Annotated in this window: 16 protein-coding genes; 3 read left to right on the top strand and 13 right to left on the bottom strand. The window is 48.6% G+C overall.

Annotated elements, in window-relative coordinates; genetic code table 11:
* Nucleotides 1-35 precede the first annotated feature (35 nt).
* The 8 genes from ACAN54_RS06450 to ACAN54_RS06415 form a co-directional block, all read right to left on the bottom strand.
* Nucleotides 36-1,316 (bottom strand): molybdopterin molybdotransferase MoeA, encoded by a 1,281-nt coding sequence (locus ACAN54_RS06450; RefSeq protein ID WP_379152001.1) that lies wholly within the window; start codon nucleotides 1,314-1,316, stop codon nucleotides 36-38.
* A 199-nt stretch (nucleotides 1,317-1,515) separates the two neighbouring features.
* Complete coding sequence (locus ACAN54_RS06445) at nucleotides 1,516-2,019, bottom strand: DUF4178 domain-containing protein (protein WP_379151998.1); 504 nt, start codon at nucleotides 2,017-2,019, stop codon at nucleotides 1,516-1,518.
* A gap of 58 nt (nucleotides 2,020-2,077) precedes the next feature.
* Nucleotides 2,078-2,488, bottom strand: coding sequence for a DUF350 domain-containing protein (locus ACAN54_RS06440; protein WP_379151995.1), 411 nt, complete (start codon nucleotides 2,486-2,488; stop codon nucleotides 2,078-2,080).
* 127 nt (nucleotides 2,489-2,615) lie between these two features.
* Nucleotides 2,616-3,287 (bottom strand): PspA/IM30 family protein, encoded by a 672-nt coding sequence (locus ACAN54_RS06435; protein ID WP_379151992.1) that lies wholly within the window; start codon nucleotides 3,285-3,287, stop codon nucleotides 2,616-2,618.
* Nucleotides 3,288-3,349: 62 nt separating this feature from the next.
* Nucleotides 3,350-3,697, bottom strand: coding sequence for a prenylated flavin chaperone LpdD (gene lpdD, locus ACAN54_RS06430; RefSeq protein ID WP_379151988.1), 348 nt, complete (start codon nucleotides 3,695-3,697; stop codon nucleotides 3,350-3,352).
* Between the two features lie 87 nt (nucleotides 3,698-3,784).
* The gene (locus ACAN54_RS06425) at nucleotides 3,785-4,717 is read right to left on the bottom strand and encodes a dihydroorotate dehydrogenase (protein ID WP_379151985.1); all 933 of its coding nucleotides are present in this window, start codon (nucleotides 4,715-4,717) and stop codon (nucleotides 3,785-3,787) included.
* Nucleotides 4,710-5,414, bottom strand: a complete 705-nt coding sequence (locus ACAN54_RS06420; RefSeq protein ID WP_379151982.1) for a dihydroorotate dehydrogenase electron transfer subunit — start codon at nucleotides 5,412-5,414, stop codon at nucleotides 4,710-4,712. The genes ACAN54_RS06425 and ACAN54_RS06420 overlap by 8 nt, the downstream gene beginning before the upstream one ends.
* An 86-nt stretch (nucleotides 5,415-5,500) precedes the next feature.
* Entirely contained in the window at nucleotides 5,501-6,541 is a 1,041-nt protein-coding gene (locus ACAN54_RS06415; protein ID WP_379151979.1) for an NADH:flavin oxidoreductase/NADH oxidase, read from the bottom strand.
* A 213-nt stretch (nucleotides 6,542-6,754) separates the two neighbouring features.
* Here ACAN54_RS06415 and ACAN54_RS06410 point away from each other — a divergent pair, with 213 nt between their 5' ends.
* The gene (locus ACAN54_RS06410) at nucleotides 6,755-7,645 is read left to right on the top strand and encodes a polysaccharide deacetylase family protein (RefSeq protein WP_379151976.1); all 891 of its coding nucleotides are present in this window, start codon (nucleotides 6,755-6,757) and stop codon (nucleotides 7,643-7,645) included.
* A gap of 69 nt (nucleotides 7,646-7,714) precedes the next feature.
* Here ACAN54_RS06410 and ACAN54_RS06405 read toward each other — a convergent pair whose 3' ends face one another.
* Nucleotides 7,715-8,383, bottom strand: a complete 669-nt coding sequence (locus ACAN54_RS06405; protein ID WP_379151973.1) for a 3D domain-containing protein — start codon at nucleotides 8,381-8,383, stop codon at nucleotides 7,715-7,717.
* Nucleotides 8,384-8,745: 362 nt separating this feature from the next.
* On the opposite strand from ACAN54_RS06405, the gene ppk1 reads away from it, so the two are divergent.
* Complete coding sequence (gene ppk1, locus ACAN54_RS06400) at nucleotides 8,746-10,866, top strand: polyphosphate kinase 1 (RefSeq protein ID WP_379154109.1); 2,121 nt, start codon at nucleotides 8,746-8,748, stop codon at nucleotides 10,864-10,866.
* Here ppk1 and ACAN54_RS06395 read toward each other — a convergent pair.
* The 4 genes from ACAN54_RS06395 to ACAN54_RS06380 form a co-directional block, all read right to left on the bottom strand.
* Nucleotides 10,814-12,343, bottom strand: a complete 1,530-nt coding sequence (locus ACAN54_RS06395; protein WP_379151970.1) for a Ppx/GppA phosphatase family protein — start codon at nucleotides 12,341-12,343, stop codon at nucleotides 10,814-10,816. The two genes, ppk1 and ACAN54_RS06395, sit on opposite strands and share 53 nt — an antisense overlap.
* A 116-nt stretch (nucleotides 12,344-12,459) precedes the next feature.
* Nucleotides 12,460-13,182, bottom strand: coding sequence for an amino acid ABC transporter ATP-binding protein (locus ACAN54_RS06390; RefSeq protein ID WP_379151967.1), 723 nt, complete (start codon nucleotides 13,180-13,182; stop codon nucleotides 12,460-12,462).
* Complete coding sequence (locus tag ACAN54_RS06385; RefSeq protein ID WP_379151965.1) at nucleotides 13,169-13,828, bottom strand: amino acid ABC transporter permease; 660 nt, start codon at nucleotides 13,826-13,828, stop codon at nucleotides 13,169-13,171. The genes ACAN54_RS06390 and ACAN54_RS06385 overlap by 14 nt, the downstream gene beginning before the upstream one ends.
* Nucleotides 13,829-13,968: 140 nt before the next feature.
* Nucleotides 13,969-14,787 carry a transporter substrate-binding domain-containing protein gene (locus ACAN54_RS06380; protein WP_379151962.1) on the bottom strand — a complete coding sequence of 273 codons (819 nt, stop codon included), beginning with the start codon at nucleotides 14,785-14,787 and terminating at the stop codon, nucleotides 13,969-13,971.
* Between the two features lie 366 nt (nucleotides 14,788-15,153).
* Here ACAN54_RS06380 and ACAN54_RS06375 point away from each other — a divergent pair, with 366 nt between their 5' ends.
* Nucleotides 15,154-16,899, top strand: coding sequence for an alpha-glycosidase (locus ACAN54_RS06375; RefSeq protein ID WP_379151958.1), 1,746 nt, complete (start codon nucleotides 15,154-15,156; stop codon nucleotides 16,897-16,899).
* Nucleotides 16,900-16,952 lie beyond the last annotated feature (53 nt).

The following is a 16,952-nucleotide window of genomic DNA, read 5'->3' as shown; positions in this document are numbered from 1 at the left end:
TTGCCTCCCACTTTTAATGATCCGGCCCTGCCTTCTCAACCCCGAATTTCCCCGGGCAGCTTAAGCAATTTCACCGAGTCTCCGGCAGTCAGCCCCCGTTCTTCCGGCGGAATCACAATTAGACAGTCACTGTCCTTGATAGTTACCATCACAGACGATTCATCAATGTTAGCCGGATAGGCATACAGCCGGCCCTCATGGATCTCCAGCCGGGATCGGACAAACCGGGTGTAGTTATTTACTTTGGAATATTCCGCTCCAAGTACTGCTGTCCATTCCGGCAGGAATGGCTGAATTGCTCCCTGCATTTGTATGATCACTGGCCGGGCGAACAAATGAAATCCAACAAAACAGGCTCCGGGATTACCGGACAATGCCAGCAAAAGTGTTCCTCCACGTACGGCAGCTGTTGTCACACTTCCTGGACGCATGGTCACCTTGTTGAACAGCATATCTCCACTGTTCTCGCGGACTAGATCCCCCATGATGTCATAGTCTCCAACGGATACCCCGCCCGTGGTAATCACTAGATCGTAATTCTCGAGTGCCATCTGCACCTTGCTTCGTGCCAGTTCAATATCATCTACTATCGCACCAAGCATTACCGGTTCTCCGCCGCTCTCCCGCACCAGTGCTTCCAGCATAGACGAATTACTGTTCCGTATTTTGCCTGCCACGAGCGGTTCATGTACTTCCAGAAGTTCGGTTCCGGTTGCAAATATGCCTACCTTGGGTCTACGGATCACCTTCACAAAAGGGATTCCAAAAGCGGCCAAAACCGCGATATCTCCAGCAGTGATCACCCGTCCGGCTGGAAGTACTAACTCCCCTTCCTTGAGTTCAAAACCCCGGGGTGTAACATTCCGGCCTGCCTTCTGCGGCTTGCGGATTCCTACCTGGAGGAGACCACCAACTTCCCTGCTCTCTGTAGCTTCAATCATCACAACCGTATCTGCACCATTCGGCACTTGTGCTCCTGTCATAATCCGGGCAGCCGTCCCCCGCCGTATATCGACAGCAGGCACTGCACCGCAAGGAATGTTATCCACGATGTCCAGCCAGACCAGATTTCCTTCCTCTATCTCCTCCGTATCGGCTGCGATAAGCGCATACCCGTCCATTCCCGAACGGTTAAAAGCCGGAAACGGATGCGGCGCATTGACAGATTCAGCCAGATAACGTCCTGGACTTTGATGTAAAGGCACCTCTTCCATATCAAGCACCTTCGCATATTCAATAATCCGTGACTGTGCATCCTTCACCTGAAGGGCTTTACGATGAAATTTAGAATGCGCTGTTTCTTCTCTGTTGTTCATATGCACCATCCTCTTCTGTCCCGTATTGTCATTACTCGGGCTGAGCCGCTTTAATTCAAACCTATTTTAACACGACAGCCCGTAAAGCGATATTTGTTCATCTCTCTTCGCAATAAACAGAAGCCCCCGCTGTAAGCGGAGGCTTCTTGTCAGGATACGTTTAGACAAGCTGGATTAGACAATACGCTTGGTGTTGGTTTTAGGCACGAATGACCTTAACATCTGCCGGGATCACTTTCTCGCCTTCGTATAACATGAACCGTCCATTCTGCCATTCAACGCGGAGAAGCCGCGATTCATCAGACTGGTACTGCCAGACATGCTGCTGCCCGCCGTTCATATAAGGAGTCTGGCCTGTCACTGCCGCATATCCCTCATATTCCTCTTCCAGATAAAATGTGTAATCGTCCAGCTCCAAGGTTGCAGGCACCTCAGCAGGATCATCCAGCCGCCCGTCAATCGGCTGATATAATGCGTACTGCAGCTGCTCGCGTTCTTCAATATGCAGATAAGCAATACGGCTGCCGTCCCGCAAGGTGAGCACCACAGCATTGCGGCCGCTGGTTTGCGTACGCCCTGTGACCTCATAGGTCACCAGGGATACCTCACAAATATCTCCAGCTGAGAGGTTCAACATACTCTTGGGTACAGACGGCGCCTCAGGTTTGGAGAAGATATTGCCAATACGTTTCCAGATACTCAAACGAATCATTCCTTTTAAAGGTTTTGTACAAACGCATAATCTTGAACGATCTAAGACCTCAGCTCTTTATAAAGGCCGCTATTATCAAAGCACCAGTCATATGCAGCGAGCCTGCCAATACACCGTAGCCTATTTTGCCGAGCAGAGTACCATGGTCCAGATCGAGCTTCGCCCAGCGGTACAGGAGTATTCGTACTGTTTTTTCCAAGAAGAATAATAGTACAAAGGAGACTATGGAGACGATAAGTGCATCACCCAAACTGTTCGATGAAGCAATGGAAGACGACAGAATATAACCTTGTGCCAGCAGCTTAAGCACGAATCTCATGGTTACCGCCAAGTTGCCTGCACGAATCTCTTCCAAATCGTTGTAACGGGTAAAGAGCGAATCCACGTACATTAGCACAGATAGCAGCACCGAGCCGCTCACCGTCCATACCACCATGGACACCAGAATATGGAAATCCATTGTTTAGCCTCCGATGATCAGTTTGCCTGCCCATACAGGCAGCATAGAGAAGGCGAAGGAGAAACGTTCTAACTGTCTCCCCTTCGCCTGTGGACAACAGCCCAGAAGTAGGGCTAATGCCAATATGTTATTGTTGTTTGTCGTATTGCTTCATCAGTGCAGCCAATTCATCTTCAACGGCCTGATCCTTGCCGAGTTTTTCGAATTCATCATCCAGCGATTTGTTGCCGGCGCTCATTTCGTTGCTGGCTTCTGCCTGGGCTTCTGCCTGCAGCATTTTGTCTTCCATGCGTTTGAGACCAGCTGAAGCCGAATCAGAGCTGAAACCGCTCATGGCTTTGTTGATTTCAGTCTGCGCCTTGGCTGCATTATAACGTGCAACCAGGGTCTCGCGTTTGTTCTTCATCTGGGTCAGCTGTTTACGCATTTCCTCCAGCTTACCGCGCAGATTGTCCGCAGACGCCTTGTTCTGATCGAAGCTAGTCTTATATTCCACAAGCTTGGCTTCTGCTGCCTTCTTCTCTTCCAGGGCACGGCGCGCCAGGTCTGCATTGCCTGCCTGAGCGGCAGCATGCGCCTGTTGATTACGTTTGTTCACGAGCGCTTCCTGTTCTTCATAGAGCTGCTTGAATTTTTTCTCAATGGCAATCTGGGCCGCGACAGCTTTTTCTGCGTCTTCCAAATCTTCCGTCATGTCACGAATGTATTGGTCCGTCATTTTAACCGGGTCTTCCGCTTTGTCGATAATCGCATTCACATTGGACATCGTTAAATCACGCAATCTTTTAAATATAGACATGGTTCATTCCTCCAAAATAAAAGTGATGTGCTCATTTGTTATCATTTACGCAGGAAGTGCCCTTATCGTTTCAAATTTTGCCCAAATAAATATTGATCCACTTTGAAATTTACGATTTCTACAACTTGGGCTATGCCCTCCTGGCTCAAATGGTCGTAGTGAATGCCCATAACTACAGTAACCGTCCGATTAAGAGCAGCCGCAACCCGCATTGCAATCAACTCACTGATCGTGTGTTCTTTGTGATGAGGAACTGCTGAAGTGGTTACCTTAATATCCCCTTCCTCTACATAGGCGGTACTGGCTGCGCCGATGTGACGGATACCACCGGTAATCAGCAGCAGCAAATCACGGCCAACCTCAGTAGCAGACAGTTCAATATCACCTGGGTACAGCTCTGGAGAAGACATGAATTTCTCCCCTTTCCAATTATATTAACCATTGTACTCGAGGATATCTCAGAAAGAGAAGACTTTGCCCTTTAAACATGAAATCATCTATATAATACCGCGGATTTCATCCAGTGACGAAATGTTTTCCTCCATCATAAACTGCTGCAATTCTTCGACAAGCGTGCTGCCTGCGCGCAAATTCATGAAGTTATACGTTCCGACCTGAATAACCGTTGCCCCGGCCATAATGAATTCGATAATGTCTGTTGCCGAGGTAATTCCGCCCATACCGATCACCGGAATGGATACCCTCTTCGCTACCTGGTGCACCATTCTCAGTGCGACTGGTTTGATGGCAGGACCGGATAATCCGGCATACAAATTATTGAATACGCTACGGCGGCGGCGGACATCAATCTTCATTCCAGAGATCGTATTAATTAGTGAAATGGCATCTGCGCCTTCTTCCTGGCACATTTCAGCCATTCCTGCGATATCCTCAGCGTTCGGGGACAATTTCACAGCAAGCGGGAGCTTGGTTGCAGCTCTGACGGCACGGACTACCTCCTGTGCAGCAGGTGTCTTAACACCAAAAGCAATGCCGCCTTCCTTAACGTTAGGGCAGGAAATATTCAGCTCAATCATATCCACCGCTGGTTTGCCGGCTGCGCTGCGTACATCTGCATCACGCTGAATCAGTTCCGCACCCAGCACATAGTCATGCAGTGTGTTGCCTCCCAGGTTCACCAAACGAGCAGTTTCGAGCGTCTCCCAATAAGGAAGCTCTTTGGTGAGAAACGCTTCAACGCCTGGATTCTCGAGTCCGACGCTGTTCAGCATACCCGAGGCGGTCTCAAACACACGCACACCGGGATTACCCGCCTTGGCGTGTAGTGTAAGTCCCTTGCCGGAGATCCCCCCGAGGAGCGATACATCATAGAGCTTGCCGTATTCTCGGCCGAAACCGAAAGTCCCGGAAGCCATAATGATCGGGTTCTTAAAGTGGACACCTGCGATATTGGCAGTCAGATTAATCATGGAAGATCACCTCTTCCGCGAGAAATACCGGTCCGTCCGCACAAGCCTTGCGCTGACCATCACGGCAGGAAACGCTGCATACGAGGCAGGCCCCGATTCCACAAGCCATACGGTTCTCAAGGGATAAGTAAACATTAGGTCTCCGGCCTGCCGTTTCAGCGGCTATGCCTTTCAGTTGCGCAGCTTTGAGCATCGGATGCGGCCCACAGACAAATATATGGTCATAGCTGGTAAAATCGACGCTGTCGAGCACCAGGCCTCCCACATTGACTGTCAACTCGGCAGCCAGTGGACGAAATGCCTCCGTCCGGAATGCCTCACGGCTAAAGCCCAGATAAATATCGCTGCCAGGAAGCTCCTGTGCACAGTATAAAAGAGGTGCTATCCCAATGCCACCGCCTACTAATGCAACCTTTCCTTCAACTGACGGAAATCCGGTACCAAAAGGCCCTTCGAGTTCAATAGGATCTCCAGGGTTCAGTCCAGCCAGTATCTTCGTCCCCTCACCCAATACATGATACAGAAAATCCACACCATCGTCGTTCACTTGATGTATGCTTAGCGGTCTGGACAGCAAAGGATAGGCTCCCCATGCCCGCAACATGTAGAATTGCCCCATTGTCCCCCCGAGATCCCCTCCCACCCGAAGGTGATACACGCCATCCGTCAGTCGTTCGTTACTAATCACAGTCGCCAAGTTATCAAGCTCCTTCAAATTTAATCTTATTAACCATGCCTTAGAAGGAACTTAAAATCTGTGATATAGTTCACATTCGCCGGTGTCTATTTCCGTTTCCAAATCCCGCGTTCATATGGCTTAGGCACATTAGCCTTATCCACACCGCCAAGGGCTTCCTCTGCGTGCAGCGCCCAATACGGGTCACTTAACATTCCTCTGCCTATTGCAACAAGTTCCGCCTTTTCTTCAGAAACTATGGACTGCGCTTCTTCATAGGATTCGAGGCGTCCTACCGCAATCACAGGAATCTGGAGTTCACTGCGGATGTACTCAGCCAGATCAACCTGGTAAGCCGGTCCGGCATTAGGGCCACCATTCGAACCGATTGGCCCTTCACCGCCAGATGAAACATGGAACATATCCACTCCAGCTGCCTTATAGCGCCGGCAGAATTCAAGAGCGTAGGCTTCGTCATAACCGCCATCTACGTATTCCTTGGCAGATACTCGCATAAGGAGCGGCATTTCAGCAGGAAGTACCTCCCGAACTGCACGGGTCACTTGTTCTCCGAACAGCATGGGGTCTGCACCGTATTCATCATCTCTGGTATTAGAAAGCGGAGAGTGAAACTGGTGAATCAGGTAACCATGAGCTCCATGTAGCTCAACCGTATCAAATCCGGCTTCCACCGCCCGCCTTGCCCCTTCACGGTAGGCTGCTATCAATTCAGCGATTCCTTCTTTAGAGAGCGCCTGTGGCGTTTTGGAGTTGGAATCAAACGGGATGGCTGAAGGAGCCACAGGAGGCTCGGCATCCACCGCTTTGCGGCCTGCATGGCCTAACTGAACGGCTATTTTGGCACCTTGAGCATGTACTGCCTCAGTTAGCCTCCGGTAAGCATCAATATGATCATCACTCCAAATTCCTGTATCTTGATTCGTAATCCTTCCATCCGGATGGATCCCCGTCATTTCCACAATAATGAATCCGGTCCCCCCGATAGCGCGGCTCACATAGTGAACGAAATGCCATTCATTTGGGATTCCATCCTGCTTGACTACAGCATATTGGCACATTGGAGGCATTACGATTCGATTCTTCAAGTACAAAGCCTTTAGCTCGTAAGGAGCAAATAATTCCGGCATTTCTATTCCTTCCTTTCTGTTGTTCACGAATTCAATAGTCGGGTTGTTCTCCCGTCCAATTCAGTATACACGTATTTTCCACACCGATAAATCATAATCACAAGCATGTAAACCCAGCATAATTCAGTCTATGGAAGGGGATAACAAGACAAGCAGAATTATTCTCTGAGTATTCTATGTAGTTCCAGTATCTACAAAAGGAGGCATGCCCTGATGAAAAGCCTGCACATGAGCCGGAAGCTGCTCCTGTCAGTCATTGTCTGCTTCAGCCTGCTCAGCCCCGTTTCCTCCGGAGGGCCTACAGCAGCCTTTTCCGAGGATCCCCGCTTGTTACAGCAACCGGATAGCGGTCAGAGAGCAGTAGCAGAGCCGAAGGAAGATCTAGCAATCCCCGCAGGCTCTTCGCGTACATCGTCACAGTTACAAAAACGGGGGAAAACACTTACCCTCAGCCAACTGCTCCGCAAATACCCTGAGACTATTAAAACCCAAGGTCCGCGGCGTAAACAGATCGCACTTACATTCGATGATGTGCCTGACCCGCGCTTTACACCCCAAGTGCTTGACATGCTGCGAAGATATCATGTCCACGCCACTTTTTTTATCGTAGGCAGCCGGGCTGAGAAGCACCCTGAACTTGTAGCTCGGATGATCAGGGAAGGCCATGCCGTCGGCAATCATTCCTATAACCATCCAGAGTTTGGCAAAATCAGTATAAACGCATTTCGCACACAGATTATCCGCACGGAAAATATTATCAATACGCTTGCGGGCTATAAGCCGCGGCTAATTCGTCCACCTTATGGAGACATCAGTGAACAGCAGCTGAAATGGGCCAAAGCCCACGGATACAAGCTTGTGAACTGGAATGTAGACTCTCTGGACTGGAAGGGACTTTCGAAAACACAGGTACGGAACAATATCATCACCCATGCGGGTAAGGGAGCTATCGTACTGCAGCATGGCGGCGGGGGTCGTGGCAGCAATTTACAGGGAACGATTCAGGCTCTCCCCGAAGTCATTAACATCATGCACAAGCGGGGGTATACTTTTGTCACTCTCCCTCAGATGCTTCAGATCAGCAAAGAAAAGTTAGATCTTTAAATATAATACAAAAAAAAGAAACGAAGCCTGCCTGATTCGGCATGGTTCGTTTCCTTCTGAGTCTTAGATCTATTCAATCATATAGAGCTGCACATATTGGAAACCGAAATCTGCGACAAAGCTTTGACTGCCCGGGATAAAGATATCTATCCGATTCCCTTTGATCGCGCTTCCCATGTCGGTTGCAGTGGCAAGAAATGCCTGTTTAGGTAACCCAGGATGAGAATATCCGGTTACTAAGACTTTGGTTCCCAGCGGGATCACGCTTGGATCCACAGCGATCGTGCCCAGCTTCAGCGGATTGCCAAAGTAGTCAACGGCACCCCATTTGCCATTCTCGCTGATTGCAGAAGAATATGCCGTTGCTTTTACCTGAAGTACTTTACCGTAGCTGTAGACTTTGCCCCAAGCTTGAACAGTATTCGTCTGCGGCTCCACACTTAAAAGTGAAGTCCCTGTGGATTCTTTAGTTATGGGTTCAGCAACTGCAACATTCTGTGCTTTGAGAATGCCGGGGATCGATAGCCTGAGGCCAGGGTAAATATTACCCGCTGAAATATTGGGGTTAGCCTCCATTATCTTATCCATGCTTATACCGTAATGATTAGATAGAGTATAATAGGTAGTAGTATTACCTGCGATATGTATACTGTCTGCCTGGACGGGTGCGGCTTGAATCAGTGTGCTGATACTTAAGGCTGCAGCGAGAGCTGCAACGGCTCTGAATTTGATCTTCATGAGTTCCTCCTTCATTAGTGGCGCAGTCAGATCCGGGAAATCCCGTTCACGCTGCTTCAAAATAACTCCGGACGTATGTATGTTTGCTTATGCCCTGGTGTTTGTAAAACTAACAGATATTAATATATCACAATTTTGTAACCAATGCTTATGAAATTGTTACCACTTTTACAGAAATGGAATTTTGAAGCGTTATCATTTGATTTAAAATTAATATTAATTTAATAAAAGCATCCCAAAATTCATTGTTTTGTTGCATCTCCTGAACATTTTCGCATAAATTTTACACAGATTTAACATTTCTCTCTTTGGCAAATAGTAGAATGAGAGAAGATAAAGACATTGAAGCACTTGGAGGGTCTATGAACGTGAATACAGAAGAGAAAAAAAACATCCATACCAGCCCGGCTACAGCCTATCTGAACCGTGATTTAAGCTGGATCGAATTTAACCGGCGCGTACTTCAGGAAGCACAGGATGCAGATAACCCTCTAATGGAGCGGGCCAAGTTCTTGGCGATTGTCTCCAGTAATCTGGATGAATTCATCAGTGTCCGAGTTGCGGGGATTCAAGATCAGATCCGGGCAGGCTATACCAAAAAAGATTTTACCGGTTACACCCCTTCCGGCCTTTATAAGCGTCTTATCAAACGGGTTACTAAGATCGTTGCCGACCAATACAGGACATTCCGGGATATCTCCCGCAGTCTGCATAAGGAAGGTATCGTGTTTGTAAATTACGAGGACCTGACACAGGCTCAGGAGCTCTCGATTGAACAATATTACCGGGATATTATTTTCCCCGTACTGACGCCAATGGCTGTTGACCAGAGCCGCCCATTCCCTCTCGTTCACAGCCAGTTCATCTATCTTGCGGTTGTGCTGACGCGGAAGGATAGTCTGGAAGAGGACCCTTACTTTGCAATTCTGCAGATTCCTTCCAATCTGCCAAGATGTATTCCCCTTCCCCACCGTTCCAACAGCAAGAAACGGCAGTTTGTATTTATTGAAGATGTTATCCGTCATCATATCCAGACTTTGTTCAGCGGTTATGATCCCGTGGCTGTTAGTGAATTCCGCTTAACACGTAATTCTGACCTCACCATTGATGAAGAAGGTGCGGAAGACCTGCTGGAAGAGATAGAAAAAGAGCTTCGCAAACGTCGGAGAGGTGTCCCCGCCCGTCTGGAGGTTCAAAAAGGGATTCACCCTTATGCACTGGAGCAGCTGCAGGCTGAATTCGAGCTTGAAGATTTCGTGTTTGAGGTTGAAGGCCCGCTGGACCTAGGATTCCTGCGCGGCTTTGCCGGCAGCCTAAAGGGATTCAGCTATCTGCATGATGCTCCTATCGAACCGCTCTATCCTGCTGAATTCGATGAGAACGAGGATTTCTTTGAGGTGCTCCGGGAACGCGATGTATTAGTGTATCACCCTTATGAATCCTTTGATGCCATGACCGATTTTATTATTCAGGCTTCAGAGGACGAGCAGGTCATGGCCATCAAAATGACGTTGTACCGCGTCAGCGGTAACTCTCCACTCATAACAGCACTGGCCAATGCCGCGGAGTCGGGTAAACAGGTCACTGTAGTTGTAGAGCTGAAGGCACGTTTCGACGAAGAGCGCAATATCGCCTGGGCGCGCAAGCTTGAGCAATCGGGCTGCCATGTGGTATACGGGCTGGTTGGACTCAAGACCCATGCCAAGATTACGCTGATTGTCCGCCAGGAAGGGCTGGAACTGCGCCGTTATGTTCATGTCGGAACAGGGAACTATAATGACAGCACAGCTAAAGCTTACACAGACCTCAGTTTGTTCACTGCCAACAACGAGATCGGTCTGGATGCTTCCGAGCTTTTCAACCAGATGACAGGTTATTCCGCCAATTATGACTGGAATTCCTTCATCGTCGCACCGACCAATATGAGCCTTTCGCTGCAAAAACTGATTCTGCGCGAAGCTGAGCATGCCGCCGCCGGACGGCCATCCCGGATCATTGCCAAAATGAATTCCCTCTCCAATCAAGAGGTTATTGATAATCTGTACAGCGCAGCCCAGGCTGGTGTACCGATTGATCTGATTGTGCGCGGGGTATGCTGCCTGCGTCCAGGGATTGAAGGCCTTAGCGAACGCATTACGGTACGCAGCATCGTGGACCGTTTCCTGGAACATTCCCGGATCTATTACTTCGAGAACGGTGGCAGCCCTGAGGTCTACTTGTCTAGTGCTGATTGGATGACACGCAATCTAACCCGGCGTATTGAGCTGATGTGTCCGGTAAAAGACAACCAAATCCGTAAACAAATTGTCAAGATCCTAGATCTGACGCTTAAGGATAATGTAAAGTCCAGTTTCCTGCAGCCGAATGGGTATTACGAGCGTGCAGACGACAAAAAGGCCCCTTTCCGGAGCCAGTTCGCCGCTATGGATGTTACGCGTTGGAAGGGAAGCCGAGTTTTACCTTCAATCCCCAAACATTCCTGAACGTTTTGAGGGCATTCTCAATGTCCTCTAATCCGATCAGAAGCTCGCCCGCTCCCTGCAGTTCCAGATCAAGCGTATTGCCGTGGAGGCGGGCTTCTAGTCCGCTTACAATACCAATCTCAGTACTATCCAGTGCAATGCTTAACTGGACGAGTGCGCCAAGCTTATGAATCCACTCCTCGTCGGAAGCCAGCAAAATGTCCTTGTGGATCAGGGACAATTTCTGCTTCCGGCTTTTTGTGCTGTAGGAAGCTATCAAGGCTCCCAGAATCAATTGACGGTGCGTTAATCCGCGGATCGGAGAGTTCATCAGCCAGTAACGTGTATGCCGCTTGGATTGATAATAGTTGATATTGGAACCCGTCCGATGCAGCATGATTGAGACGTAGATCAGCATCCGTTGCTCATCCCGTTCCCCTTCTGCACTAAAAGCGTCAAAGAGGCTTAGAGCCAGCTTGTAGATGTGATCCAGATGCCGTTTCGATGTTCGGATATCAAAACGAATGATCGTATTGAGACTGAATTCCAGCGCACTCTCACGCACAGGCTGCTCCGGTTCGAGCAGGTCATGCAGCATCCCTTCACGAAGTCCTTCTCCACTGATCAATGCCTGGCTGGCACCAATATAATGGAAAACCGTGTGGAAAATAATCAGCCCCGAGACGATAATATCCCCCCGGCTCTTGGACAGTCCGTCCAAATCCTTACGCTTCTCATATGGAATGGAGGGCAGCGTCTCCATAAATTGATCTATGGTCTCACTGGACAACGTATAGCCGTGGGAATTCGGAAGAGAATAATCCTGCATCTTCTGGTCCAGCTTCCCCAGAGAACGCAGGGTTCCTCCAAGTCCATACAGCGGAAGACCCGGACCGCTGTTCAACCAGTCATGTTCCACCAATCTCCCGGTTACATAGGCCTGAAGTTTACGTACCTGCTCTCCGTTCCAATTGCCATTATGGCTAAACATCAGATTGGTATTGACCGCTCCAAACGGAAAAGAAATACTATGCTGATAACGACGTTCCCGGAATAGGGTGATCTCCGTGCTTCCGCCTCCGATGTCAATGACAAAGCCATCCTGAACATCAAAGGCATTAATAACACCCAAAAATCCGAAATAAGCCTCCTGATGTCCGCTGACTACTTCAATTTGAATCCCCGTTGCCTCCGAAAGGTAGGAGATAATTTCTTCAGAATTTGCCGCGTTGCGAATAGCTGCAGTGGCGCCGGCACGGATTTTATCGACTTCAAAAGCGCTGCAAATCTCCTTGAATTGGTGGAGGACAGGCACAATGGTATCCATGTCCTTGCGCTCCAGCCTGCCGTCCTTAGTGATTTTTTCACTCAGACGCGCGGAGTACTTGCACTCTTTGATGATTTTGTAGCCTCCTTCCTGCGTCGTATCATAGATCACGAGGCGAATGGAGTTAGAACCAATATCAATAATGCCAATCCGGCAAAGGTCATCTCTCATCTGTATGTACTCCTTTTCAAGTTGATTGGCCATTTATGTATACTATATCACCCATTCCGCCGCGAACCAAAAATAAACGGCCGCCGGATAGAGTTCCGGGGCCGTGTGGTGCTGTACTATAGGACTTTACTCAGGAAATCCTTCGTCCGGTCATGCTGCGGATTGCCGAATACTTGTGACGGCTCGCCTTCTTCCACAATCACTCCGCCGTCCATGAACAAGATACGGTCACCTACTTCGCGGGCAAAACCCATTTCATGGGTAACGATTACCATGGTCATGCCATCTTCAGCCAGCTTCTTCATGACTTCCAGAACCTCACCGACCATCTCAGGATCAAGTGCCGAGGTCGGCTCGTCGAACAGCATCACATGCGGCTGCATGGCGAGTGCCCGCGCGATGGCAATCCGCTGCTTTTGTCCACCGGATAGCTGGGACGGGTAAGCATCGCGTTTGTCTGCAAGACCCACAGTGCGCAGCAGTTCAGTAGCAATTTTTTCCGCTTCTGAAGCGGATTGCTTTCTCACTTTTACGGGAGCCAGCATAATATTCTGCAGCACGGTTTTGTGCGGAAACAGGTTAAACTGCTGAAAGACCATACCCATTTTTTCCCGGGTCACATTGATATCATGTTTCTTATCCGTAATCGATTCACCTTCAAAGGTGATTTCTCCGCCTGTAGGCTGCTCCAGCAGATTCAGACAGCGTAAAAAGGTGCTTTTGCCCGATCCGCTAGGGCCGATAACGACGACGACCTCCCCTTTTTGAATCTGCAGGTCAATGCCCTTCAGGATTTCCAGCTTGCCGAAGCTTTTTTGCAGGTTCTTAACGGTGATCACCTGTTCTTAACCTCCTTTCCAATAAACCAAGGATCTTAGACAACGTAAATGTCAGAATAAAGTACATCGCAGCAATTACCAGCAAAGGACTCAGTCCTTCATAGCTTATAGTCGTAACGGATCTCGCTTCAAACAGCAGATCGGCGACCCCTATCATTGAAACAATGGAAGATTCCTTAATAATCGTGATGAACTCATTGCCGATTGCAGGCAGCACATTCTTGATGGCCTGGGGCAAGACAATATACCGCATCGTCATCCCTTGCCGCATCCCGAGCGAACGGGCCGCTTCAACTTGTCCACGGTCTACTCCCTGTATGCCGGCACGGAAAATCTCAGCCAGATAAGCGGAGCTGTTAATGGTCAATGTTATGGCTCCGGATTGTATCGGCGAAAACTCAATGCCAAACTCTGGTAGCCCGTAATGGATCAAAAACAGCTGAACCAGCATTGGTGTACCACGCAAGAATTCGACCCATGCTGTCGCAATGAAACGCAGGATCCACCATTTGGACATACGTAACAAGGAAACTACAATACCAAGCACAAAACCGAAGAATACCCCCAGCACAGCCAGCAGCAGTGTGTACTTCAAACCGGAAAGAAAAAAATTGCGGTACTCATAAGCCATATCGAATACATTCATTTTTGGCATAACCTCCTGTCTGCAAAAAAATAGAAAACAGCGGATCACCGCCATTTTCATCTCCACTCTAATTATTAAACCTTCCCCCGCAGAAACCTGCAGGGGCGGCTAATGTTACCCTTCTAAAACAGCCCAAAACATTATTTCACGGCAAGGTCGCTGGCAGCAGCAACATACTTGTCAATCTTGCCTTCAGATTTCAACCGGGTCAGTGTGGTGTTAATTTGTTTCAGAAGCTCGTCGTTTCCTTTTTTAACGCCAATAACATAACCATCATCTTCAACCACTGGTTTGGCGGCAGTAATGGCCAGGCCTTTAACATTCTTCACGAAAGCTTCAGCAACAGGCCCTTCCATAATGGATGCATCCACACGGTTAGATTGCAGCTGCAGCACGATTTCGGAAATTTTACTCAAGGAAGTCAGTTGTGCGCCTTCAATGCCTTTGGCGATGTCTTCCTGGATGGATCCGGTCTGTACCCCCAGCTTGATGCCTTTCAGGGAATCCATGGTCGCGAATTTGTCTTTGTCGGTATCCCGCACAACCACTGCCTGCTCTGCTTTATAATAAATATCAGACAGCCCTACTGCCTTGGCACGCTCAGGGGTTGGACTGAGTCCGGAGATAACCATGTCTATTCTGCCGCTGGACAGTTCATTAAGGAGGGAATCGAAGGACAGATCCTTGATTACCAGCTCCGCACCCATATCAGCCGCAATATCCTTAGCGATCTCGATATCAAAACCAACGATGGTATCTTTGCCATCCACTACTTTATGGAATTCATATGGAGGAAAGTCCGCACTGGTTCCTAGGGTAAGTGTCTTGGCAGCAGCACTATTACCTGCATTCGCACTATTGCCAGTAGTTGCATTATTGTCTTTGTTATTGTTGCCGCAGCCGGTCATCAGACCTGCTACCAGCAGCATTCCGAGTGAAAGTTTGCCCCATTTATTCATACTCTGTATCTCCCCTATTCTCTTTAAGTTTTCTCTTAGCTGTCCCATTGACCGATTTATTATAAATCACTACGCATGAATATGCAAAGACAAATTTGTGACAATGCTTGTAAATTGTACAGAAAAAAAAGAGCAGCAGCGCTTGGTCTTCCCGCCATTTTGCACATGCTGTTAAAAGAAGTATATACTATGTACTATCTCCAATTGCTCCCGGAATAACCGGAATGGTTCATGCAGACTCTGCGGGTGGTATTAACTTCATAGCCTACGACCTTAAACTTATGCTAGTTAAGCAAATTCTATTCGTTAGATCAATGTTATGCTCACAAAGCATTAGGCTCCATAAAACTTTTAGGAGGTGCAATCATGCTGGTTGAGGCTATGTACCATGTTCCCCGCGACAAGTGGGCTTATGCCTACGATGCAAAGACTATACATCTGCGTGTTCGCACCAAGCGTGATGATGTGGACTGTGTAGTCGCGCTTACCGGGGACAAATACAACTGGAAAGCTACTTCTTACGATATCATGATGGAAAAAGCGGCCTCGGACGATATGTTCGATTACTGGGAAGCGGCGGTACGGCCTAAATATAAACGTCTCAGCTACACTTTCCGTGTGAGTAAAGGCAGCGAAAATGTATATTTGCTTGACAATGGGGTCCGCTCGGAATGCCCGCAACCGCCCAATCACTTCTATGAGTTCCCCTACATACACCAAATCGATCTGTTTCAGGTTCCAAAATGGGCCAAAGATGCGGTGTTCTACCAGATTATGACGGAACGGTTCGCCAACGGTGATCCTTCGAATGATCCAGAGGGTACAGAATCATGGGGCGGAACGCCGAAACTGAATAATTTTTTTGGTGGAGATCTGCAAGGGGTGCTGGATCATCTAGATGATCTGCAGGAGCTCGGGATCAATGCGGTCTACTTCACCCCCCTCTTCGTCTCCCCCTCCAACCACAAATATGACATCGTCGATTATAAGAAGGTTGATCCCCATTTCGGCGATAATGAGCTGCTCAAAACCGTAGTTGAGGAATGTCACCAAAGGGGTATCCGCGTCATGTTAGATGCTGTCTTCAACCACTGCAGTGACAAGTTCCCGCCGTTTCAGGATGTTCTGGAGAAGGGGGAGTATTCGGTATACAAAGATTGGTTCCACCTGAACTCCTTCCCGGCCGAAACTGTCGACGGTATTCCCACGTATGACACTTTCGGTTTTTTTGGCAACATGCCGAAATTTAATACCGCCAATCACGAAGTGAAGACCTATCTACTCGAAGTGGCTGAATATTGGATCAAGGAAATAAAGGTGGATGGCTGGCGGCTGGATGTGGCCAATGAAGTGGATCACCATTTCTGGCGCGATTTCCGTAAGGTCGTTAAAGCAGCCAACCCGGAAGCTTATATTGTGGGCGAAGTATGGAGCGACTCGCTAACCTGGCTGCTTGGCGACCAGTTTGATTCCGTTATGAATTATCCATTTTCGGGTACGGTACTGGAGTTCTTCAATGGGGGGATGGATGGTATTACTTTTGGTCACAGGATAGGGGCCCTGTTAATGCGTTATCCGCAGCAGACGAATGAAGTAGTCTTCAACCTGCTCGGCAGCCATGATACTCCCCGGCTCTTGACCGTATTAAACGAAGACAAGCGGAGACTTAAGCTGGCTGTTGTATTTCTTTTTACTTTTATGGGTACTCCCTGCATCTATTATGGCGACGAAATCGGCCTTACCGGTAACGAGGACCCGGACTGCCGTAAATGCATGGAATGGGATCCAAATAAGCAGGACCGTGAACTGTATGACTTTTACCGGATGATGATTACCCTTCGTAAAACGAACAAGGCGCTGCGTGAAGGCCGTTTCCGCATTTTGCAGGCGTGTGAGAATGACTCCTGTATCGTCTATGAACGCTCGGATGATGTCATTCATTTTACCGTATGGATGAATAATTCTCCGGAATCCCGTGTTCTTAGCCATCCTATGGAAACCGACGACTGGCAGGATGCGCTCACCGGCGAGCCGGTCGCCCCGGAAGATGGGATGATGCATATCTCGCTCGATCCATACGGATACCGGATTCTCAGCCGGAACTTGAGTTAATTATTTAGAATCGTCACCGAAACCCTTCCCGTAACAAACAAAGGACGTTTTGC

It is taken from the genome of Paenibacillus diazotrophicus (assembly GCF_042610465.1).
This window is presented reverse-complemented; position numbering and strand designations above follow the sequence as displayed.

Excerpts from the sequence above, each read along its gene's own strand:
- ACAN54_RS06425 (WP_379151985.1), bottom strand. The coding sequence starts at position 4,717 with ATGATTAATCTGACTGCCAATATCGCAGGTGTCCACTTTAAGAACCCG.
- ACAN54_RS06380 (WP_379151962.1), bottom strand. The coding sequence starts at position 14,787 with ATGAATAAATGGGGCAAACTTTCACTCGGAATGCTGCTGGTAGCAGGT.
- ACAN54_RS06405 (WP_379151973.1), bottom strand. The coding sequence starts at position 8,383 with ATGAAGATCAAATTCAGAGCCGTTGCAGCTCTCGCTGCAGCCTTAAGT.
- ACAN54_RS06440 (WP_379151995.1), bottom strand. The coding sequence starts at position 2,488 with ATGGATTTCCATATTCTGGTGTCCATGGTGGTATGGACGGTGAGCGGC.
- lpdD (WP_379151988.1), bottom strand. The coding sequence starts at position 3,697 with ATGTCTTCTCCAGAGCTGTACCCAGGTGATATTGAACTGTCTGCTACT.
- ACAN54_RS06415 (WP_379151979.1), bottom strand. The coding sequence starts at position 6,541 with ATGCCGGAATTATTTGCTCCTTACGAGCTAAAGGCTTTGTACTTGAAG.
- ACAN54_RS06450 (WP_379152001.1), bottom strand. The coding sequence starts at position 1,316 with ATGAACAACAGAGAAGAAACAGCGCATTCTAAATTTCATCGTAAAGCC.
- ACAN54_RS06395 (WP_379151970.1), bottom strand. The coding sequence starts at position 12,343 with ATGAGAGATGACCTTTGCCGGATTGGCATTATTGATATTGGTTCTAAC.
- ACAN54_RS06385 (WP_379151965.1), bottom strand. The coding sequence starts at position 13,828 with ATGAATGTATTCGATATGGCTTATGAGTACCGCAATTTTTTTCTTTCC.
- ACAN54_RS06435 (WP_379151992.1), bottom strand. The coding sequence starts at position 3,287 with ATGTCTATATTTAAAAGATTGCGTGATTTAACGATGTCCAATGTGAAT.
- ppk1 (WP_379154109.1), top strand. The coding sequence starts at position 8,746 with ATGAACGTGAATACAGAAGAGAAAAAAAACATCCATACCAGCCCGGCT.
- ACAN54_RS06375 (WP_379151958.1), top strand. The coding sequence starts at position 15,154 with ATGCTGGTTGAGGCTATGTACCATGTTCCCCGCGACAAGTGGGCTTAT.
- ACAN54_RS06410 (WP_379151976.1), top strand. The coding sequence starts at position 6,755 with ATGAAAAGCCTGCACATGAGCCGGAAGCTGCTCCTGTCAGTCATTGTC.